This window comes from Streptomyces sp. NBC_00996 (assembly GCF_045162675.1).
Classification (GTDB): domain Bacteria; phylum Actinomycetota; class Actinomycetes; order Streptomycetales; family Streptomycetaceae; genus Streptomyces.
Genome location: NZ_CP108723.1, coordinates 3,058,575 through 3,080,107, shown reverse-complemented (window position 1 = coordinate 3,080,107; position 21,533 = coordinate 3,058,575). Strand labels below are relative to the sequence as shown.

The window sequence follows — 21,533 nt, the reverse complement described above, 5'->3', positions numbered from 1 at the left end:
GTTGGGTCCTCGTCGCATTTCCTACACCGGGAGGAGTCCCATGAGTGCCGTACTTGCTCCTTCTCAGGGACGATTCCGGTCCCCAGGGGCAGAAGCGGTCGAACCACGCACCACGAGCTCCGGCATGAACACGAATTCACTGTGGGGTGCCGGGGTCCCGCCGATCTCCTCCAGCAACGTACGCACCGCCGCCTGTCCCATCGCCGGGACCGGCTTGCGGACGGTCGTGAGCGGCGGGTCGGTGAAGGCGATGAGCGGGGAATCGTCGAAGCCGACCACCGAGATGTCCTTCGGGACCTCCAGGCCGCGCTGGCGCGCCGCCCTTATCGCGCCGAGGGCCATCATGTCGCTGGCGCAGACGACCGCCGTGCAGCCACGGTCCATGAGGGCGGTCGCCGCCGCCTGACCGCCTTCCAGCGTGTACAGCGAGTGCTGGACCAGTCGCTCCTCGATGTCGGCGGGGCTCAGGCCCAGCTGCTCCTGCATCGTGCGCACAAAGCCCTCGATCTTGCGCTGCACGGGCACGAACCGCTTGGGACCCAGCGCGAGTCCGATGCGGGTGTGCCCGAGCGAGACGAGGTGGGTGACCGCGAGAGCCATCGCCGCACGGTCGTCGGGCGAGATGAACGGCGCCTGCACCTTGGGCGAGAAGCCGTCGACGAGGACGAAGGGGACCCCCTGGGCGCGCAGCTGGTCGTAGCGCTGCATGTCCGCCGAGGTGTCGGCGTGCAGGCCGGAGACGAAGATGATGCCCGCGACGCCGCGGTCCACCAGCATCTCCGTCAGCTCGTCCTCGGTGGAACCGCCCGGCGTCTGGGTCGCGAGGATCGGCGTATAGCCCTGCCGGGTCAGGGCCTGCCCGATCACCTGCGCCAGCGCAGGGAATATCGGGTTCTCCAGCTCCGGGGTTATCAGGCCCACCAGGCCCTCGCTGCGCTGCCGCAGACGGACGGGGCGCTCGTAGCCCAGTACGTCGAGCGCGGCCAGGACGGACTGGCGGGTGGTAGCGGCGACGCCCGGCTTCCCGTTCAGGACGCGGCTGACAGTCGCCTCACTGACCCCCGCCTGGGCTGCGATGTCGGCAAGCCGTGTGGTCACAGGATTGGACTGTACCGGCCGGCCTTCACCCTGCCCACCAACCGGACGCCGTGTGCGGACGGTTGATCGGCCCGCTCCGGGCTGCTGCGTCATCGCGCTCCCTCGTGTTCTGGTCGGCTCGGCGTCCCGTGCGTGCGCCGCGGGAAAGGGTGGCTCCTGCAAGCGCTGACGGGGGTGATGATTCCCGTACCCGTCGGCTGTGGCAAGAGCTTGCAGAGTCTTGCACAGGCGCCCCCATGTCTGCTGAGCGGGCTTTTGTCTGGGTCCCGCAGCCCGGAGCGACAGGTCACGGGCGGGTAACTCTCGGCAGTCCTTGCATTTTTTTGCTGCAAGGTCTTTCGCCACGCTTTCAACGCTGTTACGTTCACGTCGCCCGGCGGACGCAACGGCGCAGTCGGCAAGTCGGCAAGGGGAGCGGGCGGGACCGCTGCCCCCACCACTCGGGCTTTCACCCTCAAGGAGATCTCATGCGGCGTGGCATAGCGGCCACCGCGCTGGTGGCGTCCCTCGCCCTCGCGGCGACGGCCTGCGGCGGCAGTGACAGCGGCAGCGACAAGTCGGACGGCCCCCTCACCATCACCTGGTGGGACACCTCCAACGCCACCAATGAGGCGCCGACGTACAAGGCCCTGGCCAAGGAATTCGAAAAGGCCAACCCCAACATCAAGGTCAAGTACGTCAACGTCCCCTTCGACCAGGCACAGAACAAGTTCGACACGGCGGCCGGTTCCAAGGGCGCCCCGGACATCCTGCGTTCCGAGGTCGGCTGGACCCCGGCCTTCGCGAAGAAGGGCTACTTCCTGCCGCTCGACGGCACCGCGGCCCTCGCGGACCAGGCGAAGTTCCAGCCCAACCTGATCGAGCAGGCCAAGTTCGACGGCAAGACGTACGGTGTGCCGTTCGTCACCGACACCCTCGCGCTCGTCTACAACAAGGCGCTGTACAAGAAGGCCGGCATCAGCGAGGCCCCGAAGACCTGGGCCGACCTGAAGACCGCCGCCGCGACGATCAAGAAGAAGACGGGCGTCGACGGCTACTGGGGCTCGACCCAGGCCTACTACGCGCAGTCCTTCCTCTACGGCGAGGGCACCAACACCGTCGACGCGGACGCCAAGAAGATCACGGTGAACTCGGCCGAGGCGAAGAAGGCGTTCGGCACCTGGCAGGGTCTGTTCTCCGGCAAGGGTCTGCACAAGGCGGACACCACCGCCGACGCGTACGCCCACATCCAGGACGCCTTCGTCAACGGCAAGGTCGCCTCGATCATCCAGGGCCCGTGGGAGATCACCAACTTCTACAAGGGCTCGGCGTTCGCGGACAAGGCGAACCTCGGTATCGCCACCGTCCCGGCCGGCTCCACCGGCAAGGCGGGCGCCCCGACCGGCGGCCACAACCTCTCCGTGTACGCGGGTTCGGACAAGGCCCACCAGGAGGCCTCGCTGAAGTTCGTGAAGTTCATGACCTCCGCGAAGTCGCAGTCGACGATCGCGCTCAAGAACTCCACGCTGCCGACGCGTGACGACGCCTACACCGCCGAGGTCAAGGCCGACCCGGGCATCGCCGGCTACCAGGGCGTCCTCCCCGCCGCCCAGCCGCGCCCGGCGCTTCCCGAGTACGGCTCCCTGTGGGGCCCGCTCGACACCGAGCTGCCGAAGATCGCGGGTGGCAAGGAGTCCCTGGACAAGGGCCTGAGCAACGCGGAACTCGCGATCGCCAAGCTGGTCCCGGACTTCAGTAAGTGATCCCGCATGGCCGTCGGATCCGCCTGTAACTGGGGGACGGATCCGACGGCCATCGGCCTGTGCCAGCACCGACCCCGCCACTCCGTAGTGCCGTAGATCTTCCAGAAGGTGTCGAACCATGACAGTCGCCATCGATCGAGCGACCGGCAAGCGTCGTGATGACCGAGGCCCCCGCCCCGGTCGGCTGCAGCGCCTGAAGCACTCGTACCAGAAGTACTGGTACGCGTACGCGATGATCGCCCCGGTCGTCGTCGTACTCGGCGGGTTGGTGCTCTATCCGCTGGTGCGGGGCTTCTACCTGACGTTCACGGACGCCAACAGCCTCAACTCGGCCCGCACGATCGGCGTCAACCACATCGACGCCACCTACAAGTTCATCGGCCTCGACAACTACAAAGACATTCTGTGGGGCCCCACCTCGTACGACCGCTTCTGGTCGCACTTCATCTGGACGATCGTGTGGACGGCGCTCTGCGTCGCCCTGCACTACTGCATCGGCCTCGGTCTCGCGCTGCTGCTCAACCAGAAGCTGCGCGGGCGGACCTTCTACCGGCTGATCCTGGTGCTGCCGTGGGCCGTGCCGACCTTCGTCACCGTCTTCGGCTGGCGCTTCATGCTCGCCGACGGCGGCATCGTCAACTCCATGCTCGACGCGGTGCATCTGCCCTCGCCCCTGTGGCTGGAGGACACCTTCTGGCAGCGGTTCGCCGCGATCATGGTCAACACCTGGTGCGGTGTGCCGTTCATGATGGTCTCGCTGCTCGGCGGACTGCAGTCCATCGACACCACGCTGTACGAGGCCGCCGAGATGGACGGCGCGAGCGCCTGGCAGCAGTTCCGGTACGTCACCCTGCCGGGTCTGCGGTCCGTCAGCTCCACTGTCGTCCTCCTCGGCATCATCTGGACCTTCAACCAGTTCGCCGTCATCTTCCTGCTGTTCGGCAACACCGCCCCGGACGCGCAGATCCTCGTCACCTGGGCCTACTACCTGGGCTTCGGCCAACAGCCACGCGACTTCGCGCAGTCGGCGGCCTACGGCATTCTGCTGCTGGCCATCCTGATCGTCTTCACCTCCTTCTACCGCCGCTGGCTGAACCGCAATGAGCAGCAGCTCGCGATCTGAGGCAGGAGTCCCCATGAGCACGACCACCCTTCAGACGCCCCCGGCCGACCAGGTCCCCGCGGACGACGAGTCGCCCCGCAAGGCGCGCAGACGTGGTGACCGCGGCATCGCCGCGTCCCTGACTTCCCACGGCATCCTGATCGTCGCGAGCCTGATCGCGTTGTTCCCGGTCGCGTGGCTGTTCTTCCTGTCCCTCGGCCCGGACAAGGACGACTATCTGCACCCCGCGGGCATCTGGGACAAGATGACGTTCGACAACTACTCGTTCGTGTTGCAGCACACGAACTTCTTCGAGTGGATGAAGACTTCGCTCATCGTCTCGCTCGGCACCACGATCATCGGTGTGATGGTGGCCGCGACCACCGGCTACGCGGTGTCCCGCATGCGCTTCCCCGGCTACAAGAAGTTCATGTGGGTGCTCCTGGTCACCCAGATGTTCCCCATCGCCGTACTCATCGTGCCGATGTACCAGATCCTCTCGGACCTGCAGCTCATCGACAGCTATCTCGGCCTGATCCTCGTCTACTGCTCGACCGCCGTGCCGTACTGCGCCTGGCTGCTCAAGGGCTACTTCGACACCATCCCGTTCGAGATCGACGAGGCGGGACGTGTCGACGGGCTGTCCCCCTTCGGTACGTTCGCGCGACTGATCCTGCCGCTCGCCAAGCCCGGCCTGGCGGTTGCCGGTTTCTACAGCTTCATCACCGCGTTCGGCGAGGTCGCCTTCGCCTCGACGTTCATGCTGTCCGACACGAAGTACACCTTCGCCGTCGGACTGCAGAGCTTCGTCAGCGAGCACGACGCGCAGCGCAACCTGATGGCCGCCACCGCGGTTCTGGTGGCGATACCCGTCTCCGCGTTCTTCTACCTCGTCCAGAAGAACCTGGTGAGCGGCCTCACCGCGGGCGGCACGAAGGGCTGATCCGCCCCGCGTCATCCAAAGGCTCCCGCGCACTCGACGTGCGCGGGTGGCGGCCGCGGTGCCCATCCGACCCCGCCGGCATCGCGGCCGCCTCATCCCCTCGCCCCCCCAGACGCAGCCATGACCCGAATTCCTCCCCCACTCCCGGCTTCTCCCCCCAGTGCCCCAAGGCCTGGGGAGACCCCCGGAGCCGGGGACCCCATCGCATCAAGGACGCCATGAGCCAGCACTCCGCCGACCAGGCCCCGAACTCCGCTCTCGCCACTGTCGCCGGCCACCGCGACTGGTGGCGCGACGCGGTGATCTACCAGGTCTATCCGCGCAGCTTCGCCGACAGCAACGGCGACGGCATGGGCGACCTGGAGGGCGTACGTTCCCGACTCCCGTATCTGCGCGACCTCGGCGTGGACGCCGTGTGGCTCAGCCCCTTCTATGCCTCGCCGCAGGCCGACGCCGGCTACGACGTGGCGGACTACCGGGCCGTCGATCCCATGTTCGGCAACCTCATGGACGCCGACGCCCTCATCCGCGACGCCCACGAACTGGGTCTGCGGATCATCGTCGACCTGGTCCCCAACCACTCCTCCGACCAGCACGAGTGGTTCAAGCGGGCGCTGCGCGAAGGCCCCGGCTCGCCGGCGCGGGAGCGCTACTACTTCCGGCCCGGCAAGGGCACGAACGGCGAACTGCCGCCCAACGACTGGGAGTCCATCTTCGGTGGCCCGGCCTGGACGCGGGTGACCGAGCCGGACGGCACCCCCGGCGAGTGGTACCTGCACCTCTTCGCGCCCGAGCAGCCCGACTTCAACTGGGACCACCCGGCTGTGGGCGACGAGTTCCGCTCGATCCTGCGCTTCTGGCTGGACATGGGAGTCGACGGCTTCCGCATCGACGTGGCGCACGGCCTGGTGAAGGCGGACGGGCTGCCGGACCTGGGCGACCACGACCAGCTGAAGCTGCTGGGCAACGATGTCATGCCGTTCTTCGACCAGGACGGCGTGCACGCCGTCTACCGGCAGTGGCGCACGATCCTCGACGAGTACGCGGGTGAGCGGATCTTCGTCGCGGAGGCGTGGACGCCGACCATCGAGCGTACCGCCAACTACGTGCGCCCCGACGAGCTGCACCAGGCCTTCAACTTCCAGTACCTGGGCACCCACTGGGACGCCGACGAGCTGCGCTCCGTCATCGACCGCACCCTCGACGCGATGCGGCCGGTGGGCGCCCCCTCCACCTGGGTGCTGTCCAACCACGACGTGACCCGGCACGCCACGCGCTTCGCCAACGAGGCCGGGCTCGGCACCCAGATCCGCACCGCGGGCGACCGGGAGCTGGGCCTGCGCCGGGCCCGGGCGGCGACCCTGCTGATGCTGGCGCTGCCCGGCTCCGCCTACCTCTACCAGGGCGAGGAGCTCGGCCTGCCGGACGTCGTGGACCTGCCGGACGAGGTGCGTCAGGACCCCGCCTACTTCCGGGGCGCCGGTCAGGACGGGTTCCGTGACGGCTGCCGGGTGCCGATCCCGTGGACCCGCACCGGCTCCTCGTACGGCTTCGGCAGTGGCGGCAGCTGGCTGCCGCAGCCCGCCGAGTGGGCCGAGCTGAGCGTCGAGGCGCAGACCGGGACCGAGGGCTCGACCCTGGAGCTGTACCGCAGTGCGCTCGCCGTCCGGCGCGCCGAGGCAGACCTCGGCGCGGGCGACTCGGTCACCTGGCTGAAGGTGCCCGAGGGCGTACTCGCCTTCCGCCGCGGGGAGTTCGTCTGCACCGCGAACACCGGGGGCGAGGCGGTGACCGTCCCGGCGTACGGCCGCGTGCTCCTCGCCAGCGGCGAGGTGACCCTGTCGCAGGACGGCGAGGCGAAGCTGCCCGCGGACACGACCGTGTGGTGGACGACGGCCTGACGGGCCCTCAAGGGACTTTGCAGCAACTTTCTGTCAGTTTTCCAGTGGCTTGCCACCCGCTCCGGGTGGCAAGCCACTGTCGTCTCCCGTACAGGTCAGAAGGGACAACTCGCGCTGATGTGAAGGGGTTTCGTGCAACTGAAGAAGGCGTGTCCAGAGGGTTGACCGGTACATGTGGGGCTCGTAACTTCTGGATGGCTGAAAAGTTTCAGCCATCCTTCAGTAAGAACCTTCAACGGAGAAGGACCCCCACATGGCCAGCAGAACCCTCTCTGGCGCCCTCGCCATCGCGGCGGTCGCGTCGGTCGCACTCGCCGTCCCCGCAGGCACCGCACACGCGGCACCCCCCGGAACGAAGGACGTCACCGCCGTCCTGTTCGAGTGGAAGTTCGACTCGGTCGCCAAGGAATGCACCAACACGCTGGGCCCGGCCGGTTACGGCTACGTCCAGGTGTCCCCGCCCGCCGAGCACATACAGGGCTCGCAGTGGTGGACCTCGTACCAGCCCGTGAGCTACAAGATCGCCGGCCGGCTCGGTGACCGTACGGCCTTCCGGAATATGGTGAACACCTGCCACGCGGCCGGGGTGAAGGTCGTCGCCGACACGGTGATCAACCACATGTCGGCGGGCAGTGGCACCGGCACGGGTGGTTCCTCGTACACCAAGTACGACTACCCGGGCCTGTACTCGTCCTTCGACTTCGACGACTGCACCTCCCAGGTCACCAACTACCAGGATCGCTGGAACGTTCAGCACTGTGAACTGGTTGGCCTGGCGGACTTGGACACCGGCGAGGAGTACGTCCGCAAGACCATCGCCGGCTACATGAACGACCTGCTCGGCCTCGGCGTCGACGGCTTCCGCATCGACGCGGCCAAGCACATCCCCGCGACCGACCTCGCCAACATCAAGTCCCGGCTGAGCAATCCGTCCGCGTACTGGAAGCAGGAGGTCATCTACGGCTCGGGCGAGGCCGTCCAGCCGACCGAGTACACGGGCAACGGCGACGTCCAGGAGTTCCGCTACGCCGACGACCTCAAGCGGGTCTTTAACAACGAGAACCTCGCCTACCTGAAGAACTACGGCGAGGGCTGGGGCTACATGAGCAGCTCGGTCGCGGGTGTGTTCGTCGACAACCACGACACCGAGCGCAACGGCTCGACGCTCAACTACAAGGACGGCGCGAACTACACCCTCGCGAACGTCTTCATGCTCGCGTACCCGTACGGTGCGCCCGACATCAACTCCGGCTACGAGTGGTCCGACGCGGACGCGGGCCCGCCCAACGGCGGTACGGTCAACGCCTGTTGGCAGGACGGCTGGAAGTGCCAGCACGCCTGGCCGGAGATCAAGTCGATGGTCGCCTTCCGCAACGCCACCCGTGGCCAGTCCCTGACCAACTGGTGGGACAACGGCGCCGACGCCATCGCCTTCGGCCGCGGCAGCAAGGGCTTCGTGGCCATCAATCACGAGTCCTCCGCGCTGACCCGGACGTACACCACCTCGCTCGCCGCGGGCACGTACTGCAACGTCCAGAACAACACCAGCATCACGGTCAACAGCTCCGGCCAGTTCACGGCGACGCTGGGTTCCAACACCGCGCTGGCGATCTACTCAGGCAAGACCAGCTGCTGAAAGTCCTTGCCGCACATTGCAAGACTCTTGCTGTAAACCTTGCGTGAGCGATACGGTCACGCGGGCGTTCGGCATCGTGGCCGAAACGCAGCGCGGGGTCGGACCCGAATACGCCGTAATCGCTAGGAGTTCACACCTGTGGACCTGATACCGAGAGGGCCGGCGCGCCGCCGACTGAGGCTGCGCGCAGCCGTCCTCGCCGCCGCTCTGGCCGTATCGCTTGCGCAGCCCCTCGCCGCGCGGGCCGACACCCCGCCCGCACCTCCGTCCGACGCGAAGCTCGCCGCCGAGCCGTCGCGACACGACGACACCCGCGAGCAGTTCTACTTCGTGATGCCGGACCGCTTCGCCAACGGCGACACGTCCAACGACCAGGGCGGCCTGACCGGGTCCCGCCTGTCGACCGGTTACGACCCCACCGACAAGGGCTTCTACCAGGGCGGCGACCTCAAGGGCCTGACCAAGAGGCTCGACTACATCAAGGGCCTCGGCACCACCTCCATCTGGATGGCGCCGATCTTCAAGAACCAGCCCGTACAGGGCACCGGCAAGGACGCCTCGGCCGGCTACCACGGCTACTGGATCACCGACTTCACCCAGGTCGACCCGCACTTCGGCACCAACAAGGACTTGGAGACGCTGATCTCCAAGGCCCACGCCAAGGGCATGAAGGTCTTCTTCGACGTCATCACCAACCACACGGCCGATGTCGTCGACTACGAGGAGAAGTCCTACGACTACCTCTCCCAGGGTGCCTTCCCGTATCTGACCAAGGACGGTGTGCCCTTCGACGACGCCGACTACGCGGACGGCACCGCCGAGTTCCCGGCCGTCGACGCCGACTCCTTCCCGCGTACACCGACCGTGCCCGCCGCGAAGAAGAACGCCAAGGTCCCGTCGTGGCTGAACGACCCGACGATGTACCACAACCGCGGTGACTCCACCTTCGCCGGCGAGAGCTCCACGAACGGCGACTTCTCCGGCCTCGACGACCTGTGGACCGAGCGCCCCGAGGTCGTCAGAGGCATGGAGAAGATCTACGAGAAGTGGGTCCGGGACTTCGGTATCGACGGCTTCCGGATCGACACCGTGAAGCACGTGAACATGGAGTTCTGGACGCAGTGGGCCACCGCGCTCGACGCGTACGCCGCCCGGCACGGCCGGAAGAACTTCTTCATGTTCGGCGAGGTCTACTCCGCCGACACGTCGATCACCTCGCCGTACGTCACCCAGGGCCGCCTCGACGCCACGCTCGACTTCCCGTTCCAGGACGCGGCACGCTCGTACGCCTCCCAGGGCGGCAGTGCCCAGAAGCTCGCCTCGGTCTTCGGTGACGACTACAAGTACACGACGGACAAGGCCAACGCGTACGAGCAGGTCACCTTCCTCGGCAACCACGACATGGGCCGTATCGGGTACTTCCTCGACCAGGACAACCCGAAGGCGACCGACGCGCAGTTGCTGAAGAAGGACGAGCTCGCCAATGAGCTGATGTTCCTCAGCCGCGGCAACCCCGTCGTCTACTACGGCGACGAGCAGGGCTTCACCGGCTCCGGCGGCGACAAGGACGCCCGCCAGACGATGTTCGCCTCCAAGGTCGCCGACTACCTCGACGACGACGAGATCGGCACCACCCGCACGCACGCGAGCGACGCGTACGACACGAGTGCGCCGCTCTACCGGCAGATCGCCGCTCTCTCCAAGCTCCGCAAGGAGAACCCGGCCCTCGCGGACGGCGTCCAGACGGAGCGGTACGCCGCCGACGGCGCGGGCGTGTACGCCTTCTCGCGCACGGACGCGGGCACCGGCACCGAGTACGTGGTCGCGGTGAACAACGCCGACGAGGCGAAGACAGCGACGTTCGCGACCGGCTCGGCGACCATGACGTTCCGTGGGATCTACGGGACGTCGACCACCGTGACGAGTGACGCCGACAAGAAGGTGACGGTCACCGTCCCGGCCGGGTCGTCGATCGTCCTCAAGGCCGCGGGCAGGCCCGGCGCTCCCGCCGCGAAGCCGTCGCTGACTCTGAAGGCCCCGGCCGAGGGCGCCACCGGAACCGTCGAGCTGTCGGCCGGCGATGGGGGCACCTCCCGCTCGAGCGAAGCCGAGAGTGGGGGAGGCGGTCAGCTCAACCGCGTCGTCTTCGCCGCCCAGGTCGGCAACGGAAAGTGGCGGACCCTCGGCTCCGCCGACCACGCCCCGTACAAGGTCACCCAGGCCATCGGCAAGGACGTACCGGCCGGAACCGCCCTGCGCTACAAGGCGGTGGTGATCGACTCGGCCGGACGCACGGCGAGCGCGACAGCGACGTCGACGACCGGCACCCCGCCCGCCGAAGAGGTCCCGACGGCCTCCTCGCGCGACTACGCGATCGTCCACTACAAGCGCACCGACGGCGACTACACCGACTGGCGGCTCTACGCCTGGGGCGACCTCGCCGACGGCGAATCGACGACCTGGCCCGCGGGGCACGACTTCATCGGCCGCGACGCCTACGGTGCCTTCGCCTACGTGAAGGTGAAGCCGGGCGCCTCCAGTGTCGGCTTCCTCGTCATCGACAAGGACGGCAACAAGGACGTCGCCGCCGACCGCACGATCGACGTCACCAAGACCGGTGAGGTCTGGGTCGAGCAGGGCAAGGAGGCCGTACAGACCGAGCGGCCCGACTACCCGGCGCAGGACAAGACCAAGGCCGTCCTCCACTACCACCGCGCCGACGGCGACTACACCGGCTGGAGACTGCACGTCTGGACCGGTGCCGCGACGCCCACGGACTGGTCGAAGCCCCTGGAGCCGGTGAAGACCGACGCCTATGGCGCTGTCTTCGAGGTGCCGCTCGCGGAGGGTGCCACCAGCCTCAGCTACATCATCCACAAGGGCGACGAGAAGGACCTCTCCGCCGACCAGTCGCTCGACCTCTCGGCCGACGGCCACGAGGTGTGGCTGCTGAACGGCCAGGAGAAGTATCTGCTTCCGCAGCCCGTGGGCAGCGCGGCCGCGCTCGACCTGACCACCTCCAAGGCGGTCTGGATCGACCGGAACACGGTCGCCTGGAACGGCTCCGACGCGGCGGTCTCCACCCAGCTGCTCTACTCCCGCGACGGCTCGATCGTGGTCAAGGGCGGCGCGCTGACCAGCGACGACGAGCGCTGGCTCCGCCTGTCCAAGACCACCCTCACCGACGCCCAGAAGGCCAAGCTCCCGCACCTGAAGGACTACACCGCCTGGTCCGTCGACCCGCGCGACCGCGACCGGGTGCGCGAGGCGCTGAGCGGTCAGATCGTAGCGTCGCAACGGGCCGCCAACGGCGCGGTTCTGGCGGCGACGGGCGTCCAGATCGCCGGCGTACTGGATGACGTGTACGACGCGACCAAGGCACAGCTCGGTCCGGCCTTCCACCACGGCCGTCCCACGCTGTCCGTCTGGGCACCCACCGCGCAGTCGGTGAGCCTCGACCTCGACGGCTCCACGGTCGCGATGAAGCGGGACGCCACCACCGGCGTCTGGTCCGTCACCGGCGAGAAGCCCTGGACGAACAAGCCCTACCGGTATGTCGTGAAGGTGTGGGCGCCGACCGTCCAGAAGCTCGTCACCAACAAGGTCACCGACCCGTACTCGGTGGCCCTGACCGCCGACTCCAAGCGCAGCCTGGTCGTCGACCTCGACGCCAAGTCCCTCGCCCCGCACGGCTGGTCGAACCTGAAGAAGCCCAAGGCCGTGGCGCTGAAGGACGCCCAGATCCAGGAGCTGCACATCCGGGACTTCTCGGTGGCGGACAAGACCGTTCCCGCGAAGGACAAGGGCACGTACCTCGCCTTCACCGACAAGGACAGCGACGGCTCCCGTCACCTGAGGCAGCTGGCCGAGTCCGGTACGTCGTACGTGCACCTGCTGCCCGCGTTCGACATCGCGACGATCCCCGAGAAGAAGGCCGACCAGGCGGCCACCGACTGCGACCTGGCCTCGTACGCGGCCGACTCCGAGAAGCAGCAGGAGTGCGTGTCCAAGGTCGCCGCGAAGGACGCGTACAACTGGGGCTACGACCCGTACCACTACACGGTGCCGGAAGGCTCGTACGCGACCGACCCCGACGGCACCGAGCGCACGGTCGAGTTCCGCAAGATGGTCACCTCGCTGAACGAGGACGGTCTGCGGGTCGTCATGGACGTGGTCTACAACCACACCGCGGCGAGCGGCCAGGCCGACACGAGTGTGCTCGACAAGGTGGTGCCCGGCTACTATCAGCGCCTTCTCGCCGACGGCAGTGTGGCCACCTCGACCTGCTGTGCCAACACCGCGACCGAGAACGCCATGATGGGCAAACTCGTCGTGGACTCGATCGTCACCTGGGCCAAGGAGTACAAGGTCGACGGCTTCCGCTTCGACCTCATGGGCCACCACCCCAAGGCCAACATCCTGGCGGTCAGGAAGGCCCTCGACGCGCTCACCCTCGCCAAGGACGGCGTCGACGGCAAGAAGATCATTCTGTACGGCGAGGGCTGGAACTTCGGCGAGGTCGCCGACGACGCCCGCTTCGTGCAGGCCACCCAGAAGAACATGGCGGGAACCGGGATCGCGACCTTCTCCGACCGGGCGCGTGACGCCGTACGCGGTGGCAGTCCGTTCGACGGCGACCCGGGCATCCAGGGCTTCGCCTCCGGTCTCTACACCGACCCCAACTCCTCGACCGCCAACGGAACGTCGGCGGAGCAGGAGGCGAGGCTCCTGCACTACCAGGACCTCATCAAGGTCGGCCTGACCGGCAACCTAGCGAAGTACCGCTTCACCGACTCCGACGGCAAGGAGGTCAAGGGCTCCGAGGTCGACTACAACGGCCAGCCCGCCGGCTACGCGGACGCGCCCGGTGACGCGCTCGCCTACGCCGACGCGCACGACAACGAGTCGTTGTACGACGCGCTCACCTACAAGCTGCCCGCCACCACGAGCGCGGACGACCGGGCCCGTATGCAGGTTCTCGCCATGGCGACGGCCACTCTCTCGCAGGGCCCGTCCCTGTCTCAGGCCGGCTCCGACCTGCTGCGCTCCAAGTCGCTCGACCGCAACTCGTTCGACAGCGGCGACTGGTTCAACGCCATCCACTGGAACTGCCAGGAGGGCAACGGCTTCGGGGCCGGGCTGCCGATGGCGGCCGACAACGCCTCCAAGTGGCCCTACGCAACACCGCTGTTGACGTCGGTCAAGGTGGGATGCGACCAGATCGAGGGTGCCTCGGCCGCCTACCGGGATCTGCTGAAGATCCGTTCGACCGAGAACGTCTTCGGACTCGGCACGGCCGACCAGGTGCAGTCGAAGCTGTCCTTCCCGCTGTCCGGCAAGGACGAGACGCCCGGGGTGATCACGATGCGGCTCGGCGACCTGCTCGTCGTCTTCAACGCGACGCCCGAGAAGCAGGAGCAGACGATCGGTGCCCTGGCCGGGACGGCGTACGCGCTGCACCCGGTGCAGGCATCGGGCGCGGACTCTACCGTCAAGTCCTCGTCCTACGCGGAGAAATCCGGCACCTTCGCCGTTCCGGGTCGTACGGTCGCGGTTTTCACCCGGACCTCGTGACAGCGCACTAGCTTGGCGGGGGCAGGCCCGGACATCCCGGACTGCTCCCACCACCCGTGCCCCGAGGGGCTGTTGCATGGACGGCATCGACACCGAGTCCACCGTCATGGTGGTCGACGACACGGCGGCCAACCGCTATGCGCTGGGCGCATTGCTCAGCCGCGCCGGGCACAGCGTCATTCCCGTGGCCAACGCGGGTGAGGCGCTCATCGAACTCGACCTGAGGCTGCGCGCGGGCGACTTGCCCGACCTGGCGCTGGTGGACGTCGGGCTCCCGGACATGAACGGCTTCGAGCTGTGCCGCAGACTCAAGGCGCAGCCGCCCACGGCCGCCCTGCCCGTGGTGCACTTCTCCGCCGTGTCCGCGAGTCCCGCCGACCGCTGCCGGGGTCTGGACGCGGGCGGCGAGGCGTACTTGGCGGTGCCCGCGGAACCCGAGGAGATCCAGGCGGTCGTCCGGGCCGCGGTGCGCGGAGCCAGGATGCGCACGGGCGCCGAGACGCTGGTACGACGGCTGACACTGCTGTCGGAGACGATCGCGGCCGTGCAGACGGCGCGCTGCCTGCGGGAACTCGCCGACGCCGCGGCCGAGGGCACCGCCCGGCTCACCGGCTCGCCCGCCGCCGTGTTCGTCCTGGCCGAGGACGGCGAGCTCTACCGCGGAATGTCCCGGAGCAGGGCGCGGGCGGCGCTGCCGGACCACGGCGCGCACGAGGCCGTGGCCCGGCTGATCCGGCACGCGGCCGGGCACACCGGAGTGCGCCGTACCGTCGTCCCCGCCCCGCTGTGGCCCGGGGGCTTCTTCCGTCCCGGCGTGTCCGAGGACGCGCGTCTCGTGCTGGCCCGGACCCAGGACGGCAGGACACCGGTGTGCCTCGCCACGCCCGCGGGCGCCGATCGCGACACGGCGCCGGAGGCCGACACCCTGGTGGCCCGGCTCGCCCGCGCCACCGCACTGGCGGCTGAGCCGCTGCTGATGTACCAGGCGGAGCGCCATGTCGCGCTGACCCTCCAACACAGCTTCCTGCCACAGGAGTTGCCCGCGCTGCCGGGCGCCGAGGTCGTGGTTCGCTATGTGCCCGCCTCCCGGCAGACCGAGATCGGCGGCGACTTCTACGCGGCCCTGCGCACCTCGGCCGGAGTACTCGCCGCCGTCGGCGACGTCGTCGGACACTCGCTGGAGGCGGCCACCGTGATGGTCGAGATCCGGCACGCGCTGCGCGCCTACTGCGTCGAGGAATGCGACCCCGGGGTGCTGGCCCGGCGGCTCGACCGGATGCTGCAGCACTATCACCCCGACGTCACTGCCACCGTCTGTCTGGTCCTGGTCGACCCGGCGAGCGGGCGGGCCCGGATCGCCAACGCGGGCCACCTCCCGCCGCTGATCGTCGGCAACGACGGCACCGCCGACTACGTCGAGGTCCACGGCCCGCTGCTCGGCCTAGGCCTGGACCGCCCGCCGCCCACCGAAGTCGCCCTGACGCCCGCGGACCGGCTCCTCATGGTCACCGACGGCCTCATCGAGACCCGCGGCACGGACCTGGAGGTCTCCCTGGAGCAGCTTCGCACCGCCGGGGCCGCCGCCCCGTCCGGCACGGCCGCCCTCTGCGACACCCTGCTGGACTGCTTCGGCCGGGACAGGGAGGACGACATCGCGCTGCTGGCGCTGCGGCTAGGGTGATCGGGAGACCCCGAGAACAGGAGTTCCCATGCCGCAGATCACCGTCGAGTTCTCCTCGGCGCTCGACCACGTCGACTGGCGCGGCTTCGCGCGCGAGCTGCACCCCGTGGTCGTGGAGACCGCGGCCGCGCGGCTCGAGGCGTGCAAGACGCGGACCCTGCGCACCGAGGACGACGTGGTGGGAGCGGAGGCGGACGGGCAGGCGATCGTCCACGTCACGATCGCCCTGCTCGCCGGCCGCACCGACGAGACCAAGGCGCGGCTCGCCGAGTCCGCGCTGGAGCTGCTGCGCAAGCACATCGCGCCCACCGACGGGCTCTCGCTGCACGTGTCCGCAGAGGTCCGCGATCTCGATCCGTCGTACCGCAAGTTCGAGGAGTAGCCCTCAGAGCCTGTGGCACATCCCCGGCCGGGCGCCCGCCGTCCGGCACGCATTCCCCCAGAGGGGGCACCCCCAGCCGCGTTGCCGAAACGTCCTGGTGGCTCTTTCCTCACGCTCGGCTGCGCTCGCGCGGGGACCCCCATCGAGGACGCTCCGGCGCCTTGCGCTCGCACGCGCCGGACGACGTGCGCCGTGATCCGGCCGGGGATGTGACACAGGTTCTTATGCGGCCGGTGGCGAGGCCAGTGCGACCAGCCGGACGACGAGGTCGCTGAACGGCCCGTCGCCCGGCTCGTCCTTGAGCCCCTGGCGCAGCACCTGGCTCATCTCCTCGTCGTACGCGGCGCTCACCGCCGCCAGCGCCGCGAAGTCGTGCACGAGCTGCACCTCCAGCTCGCCGCGTGGAATCCGCCGCCCGTCCAGCCAGATCAGCGCCGTCGACTCGACGAGCGAGATCCAGGAGCGGATCACCAGCTCCAGACGGGCGGGCGGGTTCTCGACCTGCAGATGCGAGAGCATCTGGACGTACGCGGCCTGCCGTACGCCGTCGACCAGCGCGTTGGTGGTGGACGAGCCCACCGCGGGGCCGCCCCGCATCAGCGCGGCGAAACCGGGCCCGTGGTCGTCCACGAAGTCGAAGAACCGGTGCATGACCCGCAGCAGCCGCGCCCCCAGCGGGCCTTCCCGGGGCTCCACGAACCGGCCCGCGAGGTCGTCCGACGCGCGCTGCAACGCCGCCTCGTACAGGCTGAGTTTGCCGGGAAAGTAGTGGTAGACCAACGGCCGCGAGATGCCCGCGGCCGAGGCTATTTCGTCGATGGAGACCTCGTCGGGCGAGCGTCGGCTGAACAGTTCGAGGGCGACGCCGATCAACTGCTGCCGCCGCTCGTCGACACCCATCCTGCGGCGTACCCCGGTTGTCATACGAACACCTTACCGATCGGATCCGGCCCGGAACGGACCGGTCCGGCCACGGTCGTTCACATGTCCAACACAATTCTCTCACCACGTGCCCGCGAAACACAGATCAGCATCGAGTCGGCACGCTCCGCATCCTCCCCCACTGCCTCAAGGGCGTGGGACGTGCCCCCAAGTTCGTCCCGGTGCTCGACCTCCCCGTCCAGCACCCGCTGCCGGCAGGTTCCGCAGAATCCCTGCTCGCAGGAGTAGGCGGTGCCCGGCAACTCCGCGCGGACGGCGGCGAGCACGGTGGAGTCGGCCGGCACGGTCACCGTGCGCCCGCTGCGGCGCAGTTCGACCTCGAACGCGACGTTGCCCTCGCTCGACGCAGGGGGCGAAAAACGCTCCATGTGGAGTGCCGCCGACTCCGGGAGGCGGGCCTCGACCGCCTCCATCAGCCCTTGCGGACCACAGCAGTAGACCGCAGCGCCCTCGGGAACGTCCGTCAACAGCGCGTCGAGGTCGGGCCTTCCGTCCTCGTCCTCGGCGACGACGGTGACCCTGCCGCCCGGAAGCTTCTCGATCTCCTCCTGGAACGGCATCGAGTCCCGCGTGCGCCCGCCGTACAACAGCCGCCAGTCGGCGCCGTTCAGCTGGGCGGCCCGCAGCATCGGCAGGACCGGCGTGATCCCGATGCCGCCGGCCACGAAGACGTACGCGGGGGCGTCCACCAGGGCGAACCGATTGCGCGGCCCGCGCACCTCGATCTCCATGCCCTCCCGGAGCTGCTCGTGGACCTCGCGCGAGCCGCCCCGCCCGTCCTCGACCAGCCGGGTCGCGACGGTGTACGACGACCTGTCCTCCGGGTCACCGCACAGCGAGTACTGCCGTACGAGCCCCGACGGCAGCACCAGATCCAGATGCGCGCCCGGCTCCCAGCCCGGCAGGTCCCGTCCCTCCACGCGCAGTTGCACGACCCCGGCGGCGACCCGCTCGTGCCGGGTGACCAGCAGGCGCAGTGCCCGCGAGCGCGGCCGGCCGGAGACGGGGTTCTCCAGGGCGGGCAGCGGCCACAGCGGCGAGGCCTCGATCCGGCGGCGCATGGCGCGCCTGACGAGCAGGGCCGCACCTGCGACGGTGACGACGGTCCGCAGCCGGGGCATCAGGCCACCCTCCGGTCCGCCGCCGTCGCCGCGGGCGAGGAGGCGAGATAGGCGACGGCCTGCTCGGTCGATCCCTCCTGGGACGGGTGATAGGCGCGGCTGAGATAGCGGGGGATCGACTTGAGTATGTCCCCGGTCGACGGCAGCACGCCCTGCTTCCCACTGACGTAGAAGTCCTTGAAGCTCGCCCTGCCCGCCACCGGCGTCGGGTCGTTCTCCATGAAGAACCGCGCCCCGCGCTGCCACAGGAAGACCAGCGCCGTGAAGGCGGTCGCCCAGGTCCGCGCGCGCCGCCGGTAGCTTCCGTCGACGTGCACGAACAGCTCGAACGCCACGGACCGGTGCTCGACCTCCTCCGCGCCGTGCCAGCGCAGCAGGTCCAGCATGGTCGGGTCGGCGCCTCGCCGGTCCAACTCCTCTGCGTTCAGTATCCAGTTGCCGAGGAATGCGGTGTGGTGCTCGATGGCCGCGATGATGGCGACCCGCTCCATCAGCCACCACTTGCGGGCCTTGCCCGGCGGCAGCGTGCGGTCGCCGAGCAGCTTCTCGAAGAGCCAGTCGACCTGGGCGGTGTACGGCGTCGGGTCCAGGCCGAGTTCCTTGAGGTGGGGGAGTACCTCGTCGTGCGCCTGCGCGTGCATGGCCTCCTGGCCGATGAACCCGATGACGTCCTCGCGCAGCCGGTCGTCCCGGATGTAGGGCAGCACCTGCTTGTACACATGCACGAACCAGCGCTCACCGGCCGGCAGCAGCAGATGCAGCACATTGATGGTGTGCGTGGCGAAGGGATCCCCCGGTACCCAGTGCAGCGGCGTGTCCTCCCAGGAGAACGACACCTTCCGCGCCTTGAGTGCCACCCGCTCGGACTCGACCGGCCGGGGCTGCCGGGTCTGCTTGTTAGACATGCTGTCAATGTACTGACGGGTAAGTCCGCCGGGAACCCTCTTGCAGCGGCTGAGCGGCCTCGGGGAAGTGAGGCACGCCCCACGCCGCCCGGCACGGCACCTCGCCGCACTGCCACATCACCCAAGGACATCCAGGACGAGGGCGACGCGGCAGCACGCCGATGCACCGCACCGGACGACGCGGAAACGCACCCCACTTCCCCGAGGCCGCTTGGTGCGAAGACGCCGTGACGGGCGCACGGCTCCGCGGGGCCGCCGCGGCGGTCGCGGAGGGTGGGTTCGGAGCCGGCGCCAAGGTCACCGACGTCAACGGCGACGGGCGCGGTGACGCCATGATCGGGGTCTACGCCATCGACGAGGCGGGGGTGAGCAACCACACCGGCGGCCTGTGGACGCTCCCGGGCAGCGCCACGGGCACCACGGCCACCGGTTCCAAGGCGTTCACCGCGACCGGTCTCGGTCTGCCGGCCGATGGCTTCCTGTACATAGGCCAGTCCTTCAACCACTGACAGGCCGACGGGCCCGAGGGGACGCGCCTACCGCAGCGCGCCGATCGACCTGCCGTCGCTCAGCGTCCCCTTGAGGTCCGCCTGTGCCCCCTGCTTGGCCCGCACGGCCAGCAGGTTGCCCTGGGACGCCCCGCGCGCCCCGCCCGTCGCCCGGATCGCGTCGGTGTCCCGGCTGCCCGCAGCCAGCAGGTACCAGGACCCCGCCGCCGACTTCCACAGCACCCCGGCCAGTACGTGGGGGTCGCGCGCGCCGCACGCCGGGGAGTTCTCGGCCTTCGCGGCGACCGCCCCGTACGCGCTGCCCGGGGTGTGGAACTGGGCGAGCACCCGTGTGCCGCCGCCCCGCCAGGTGTCGGCCCGGGTGCAGACCCACTCCGCGCTGCCGCTCGCTTCGGGCAGCGGCTGCTGCGCGTACTGCCAGGCGTTCACGGACCGCACGCCCTGTGAGCGTACGGAGGCGAGGGAGCAGGCGAAGGGCGACCAGTTGCGCAGGGCCTCGGCGCCGGACGCCTCGTGGGATGCCGAAGGGCGGCCGGCGGTGAGGTGGGCCGGGGTCAGTTCGCCGAGGTCGGTCATCAGGTGGGTGCCCGAGTCGTCCTTCAGCTGGAGCACGTTCCACGAGGCGCAGGAACCGGTGCGCTGGGCCGGGCTGGCCAGCGGGGAGGTCACGCCGTCGGCCGAGAGGGTGAGGTCCATCGCTCCGGAGGACGGCTTCAGCAGATCCCGCTCCGCGGCCTTGGTCACCCATGGGGCCGTGAGATAGCGGACGTTGCTGTCGGCCCGGTCCAGCACCACCGCGTCCGCCTCGGCCCCGGTCGCCCCGTCGACGCGCGCGAAGTCGAGGGCGGCCCCGCTCGTGCCGTCCTTCGGCTCGGCGTAGCGCGCGATGCGCAGACCGTCGTAGAGGAGCACCACACGCGCCTGGTCCACGTCGCCCGCGTACAGCAGCTGCGGCGGTCCGGGCGGGGCGCCGGAGGGGGTGCCGGGCGTCGCCGAGACCTGAACGGCCTCGCCGGGCCGGGCCCATACGGCGAGGGCGCGGCGCAGCAGGGGGGTGTCCTCGACGAGGTTCCCGCGGGCCGGCCACACGGAGAAGTCGGTGCGCGCGGACGACTCCCATGCCGTGGCGGCCACCCTGGTCAACTGCGCGGGGTTCAGAGCGGCTTCAGCCGCCGGGTTCTGCGCGTACGAGGGAGCCGCGGCGCCGTCCGGGCCCCACCCGTCGCCGGGCAGGCCGAGCAGCGCGCCGCATACGGCCACGGCCGCGGTGGCGGCGAGCGCGGCCTTCATGTGCTGCCTGCGCCGCATCAGGTCGGTGGGCCGGGCGTGCAGGGAACAGGGGTCGAACTCGGGGGAGTCGAGGAGGGAGTCCCGGGCCTCCACGCCACCCGCCTCGGCGAGCGCGGCACGCGGGTCCTCGGCCCCCGCCGCCGTCAGCACCTTCTGCACGTCCGTGTCGGACAGTTTCTCCAGACCGCGCAGCACATACGCGGCGCGGGCGGGCGCGGAGAGCGCGGACAGCCGCTGGTCCAGGGCGAGTTCGTCGGCACCCCCGGAGCGCGGGAAGAGCCTGAGACCCCACACCTGAGGCAGCAGCGGCGGCAGCTGGGACCGCTTGGGCCACGCCCGCCGCTTCAGCGGCAGGCCCGCCTCCAGGGCCGTACGCACCACTTGGAGACGTACGAAGGTGTAGCCCGGGTCGCCGTCGCGGCCGCCGCCCGACTGCTGGGCCGGGATGACCGACGCGTCACCCGACGTACGGCCCCGGGGCAGCGCGCGCTGGGTGAGGGCGTGTGCGGTCAGCACCCTGCGGTTGCGGCCGAGGCTCGGCGGCAGCACCAGATAGGCGAGCCGGACGAGCCGCGGATAATGCTCGACGAGCGCGGCCTCGGCCTGCTCGACGTCGACGACGGGTCCTGAGGAGGGTGCGGGGCGCGGGGCTAGATCCTGTGACGGCACGTTCAGCAAAACGAGCGAATCGGTGGATGGTCACCTGC

General features: G+C 69.3%; 14 protein-coding genes. 9 read left to right on the top strand and 5 right to left on the bottom strand.

Annotated elements, in window-relative coordinates; translation table 11 throughout:
- Positions 1–63: 63 nt before the first annotated feature.
- Entirely contained in the window at positions 64–1,098 is a 1,035-nt protein-coding gene (locus OG390_RS14510) for a LacI family DNA-binding transcriptional regulator (protein WP_406168065.1), read from the bottom strand.
- Between the two features lie 467 nt (positions 1,099–1,565).
- Here OG390_RS14510 and OG390_RS14505 point away from each other — a divergent pair, with 467 nt between their 5' ends.
- The 8 genes from OG390_RS14505 (at position 1,566) to OG390_RS14470 (ending at position 16,059) form a co-directional block, all read left to right on the top strand.
- Positions 1,566–2,840 carry an extracellular solute-binding protein gene (locus OG390_RS14505; protein WP_406168063.1) on the top strand — a complete coding sequence of 425 codons (1,275 nt, stop codon included), beginning with the start codon at positions 1,566–1,568 and terminating at the stop codon, positions 2,838–2,840.
- Between the two features lie 118 nt (positions 2,841–2,958).
- Entirely contained in the window at positions 2,959–3,963 is a 1,005-nt protein-coding gene (locus OG390_RS14500) for a carbohydrate ABC transporter permease (protein ID WP_406168061.1), read from the top strand.
- Positions 3,964–3,976: 13 nt separating this feature from the next.
- On the top strand, positions 3,977–4,885 hold the full coding sequence (locus OG390_RS14495) for a sugar ABC transporter permease (RefSeq protein WP_406168059.1): 909 nt from the start codon (positions 3,977–3,979) through the stop codon (positions 4,883–4,885).
- 218 nt (positions 4,886–5,103) lie between these two features.
- A complete protein-coding gene (locus OG390_RS14490) occupies positions 5,104–6,786 on the top strand; it encodes a glycoside hydrolase family 13 protein (protein WP_406168057.1) in 1,683 nt (560 codons plus the stop codon).
- Between the two features lie 253 nt (positions 6,787–7,039).
- Positions 7,040–8,422: an alpha-amylase family protein gene (locus OG390_RS14485; protein WP_406168056.1), complete on the top strand. Its 1,383-nt coding sequence runs from the start codon at positions 7,040–7,042 to the stop codon at positions 8,420–8,422.
- 144 nt (positions 8,423–8,566) lie between these two features.
- Entirely contained in the window at positions 8,567–13,996 is a 5,430-nt protein-coding gene (gene pulA, locus OG390_RS14480) for a pullulanase-type alpha-1,6-glucosidase (protein ID WP_406177661.1), read from the top strand.
- A 76-nt stretch (positions 13,997–14,072) separates the two neighbouring features.
- Positions 14,073–15,677, top strand: coding sequence for a SpoIIE family protein phosphatase (locus OG390_RS14475; protein ID WP_406168054.1), 1,605 nt, complete (start codon positions 14,073–14,075; stop codon positions 15,675–15,677).
- Positions 15,678–15,705: 28 nt separating this feature from the next.
- Positions 15,706–16,059: a 5-carboxymethyl-2-hydroxymuconate Delta-isomerase gene (locus OG390_RS14470; RefSeq protein ID WP_406168052.1), complete on the top strand. Its 354-nt coding sequence runs from the start codon at positions 15,706–15,708 to the stop codon at positions 16,057–16,059.
- A gap of 222 nt (positions 16,060–16,281) precedes the next feature.
- Here OG390_RS14470 and OG390_RS14465 read toward each other — a convergent pair whose 3' ends face one another.
- The 3 genes from OG390_RS14465 to OG390_RS14455 are packed head-to-tail and all read right to left on the bottom strand — an operon-like array spanning position 16,282 to position 19,027.
- Positions 16,282–16,983, bottom strand: a complete 702-nt coding sequence (locus OG390_RS14465) for a TetR/AcrR family transcriptional regulator (protein WP_399078493.1) — start codon at positions 16,981–16,983, stop codon at positions 16,282–16,284.
- A 56-nt stretch (positions 16,984–17,039) separates the two neighbouring features.
- The gene (locus OG390_RS14460) at positions 17,040–18,122 is read right to left on the bottom strand and encodes a PDR/VanB family oxidoreductase (protein ID WP_406168050.1); all 1,083 of its coding nucleotides are present in this window, start codon (positions 18,120–18,122) and stop codon (positions 17,040–17,042) included.
- Positions 18,122–19,027, bottom strand: a complete 906-nt coding sequence (locus OG390_RS14455) for a metal-dependent hydrolase (protein ID WP_406168048.1) — start codon at positions 19,025–19,027, stop codon at positions 18,122–18,124. Before OG390_RS14455 ends, OG390_RS14460 begins: the two co-directional genes overlap by 1 nt.
- A 227-nt stretch (positions 19,028–19,254) precedes the next feature.
- Here OG390_RS14455 and OG390_RS14450 point away from each other — a divergent pair, with 227 nt between their 5' ends.
- Positions 19,255–19,536: a hypothetical protein gene (locus OG390_RS14450; RefSeq protein WP_406168047.1), complete on the top strand. Its 282-nt coding sequence runs from the start codon at positions 19,255–19,257 to the stop codon at positions 19,534–19,536.
- Positions 19,537–19,563: 27 nt separating this feature from the next.
- Here the strand turns inward: OG390_RS14450 and OG390_RS14445 are convergent, their stop codons facing one another.
- The gene (locus OG390_RS14445; protein ID WP_406168045.1) at positions 19,564–21,495 is read right to left on the bottom strand and encodes a hypothetical protein; all 1,932 of its coding nucleotides are present in this window, start codon (positions 21,493–21,495) and stop codon (positions 19,564–19,566) included.
- Positions 21,496–21,533 lie beyond the last annotated feature (38 nt).

Excerpts from the sequence above, each read along its gene's own strand:
- OG390_RS14505 (WP_406168063.1), top strand. The coding sequence starts at position 1,566 with ATGCGGCGTGGCATAGCGGCCACCGCGCTGGTGGCGTCCCTCGCCCTC.
- OG390_RS14500 (WP_406168061.1), top strand. The coding sequence starts at position 2,959 with ATGACAGTCGCCATCGATCGAGCGACCGGCAAGCGTCGTGATGACCGA.
- OG390_RS14495 (WP_406168059.1), top strand. The coding sequence starts at position 3,977 with ATGAGCACGACCACCCTTCAGACGCCCCCGGCCGACCAGGTCCCCGCG.
- OG390_RS14490 (WP_406168057.1), top strand. The coding sequence starts at position 5,104 with ATGAGCCAGCACTCCGCCGACCAGGCCCCGAACTCCGCTCTCGCCACT.
- OG390_RS14485 (WP_406168056.1), top strand. The coding sequence starts at position 7,040 with ATGGCCAGCAGAACCCTCTCTGGCGCCCTCGCCATCGCGGCGGTCGCG.
- OG390_RS14475 (WP_406168054.1), top strand. The coding sequence starts at position 14,073 with ATGGACGGCATCGACACCGAGTCCACCGTCATGGTGGTCGACGACACG.
- OG390_RS14470 (WP_406168052.1), top strand. The coding sequence starts at position 15,706 with ATGCCGCAGATCACCGTCGAGTTCTCCTCGGCGCTCGACCACGTCGAC.
- OG390_RS14465 (WP_399078493.1), bottom strand. The coding sequence starts at position 16,983 with ATGACAACCGGGGTACGCCGCAGGATGGGTGTCGACGAGCGGCGGCAG.
- OG390_RS14460 (WP_406168050.1), bottom strand. The coding sequence starts at position 18,122 with ATGCCCCGGCTGCGGACCGTCGTCACCGTCGCAGGTGCGGCCCTGCTC.
- OG390_RS14455 (WP_406168048.1), bottom strand. The coding sequence starts at position 19,027 with ATGTCTAACAAGCAGACCCGGCAGCCCCGGCCGGTCGAGTCCGAGCGG.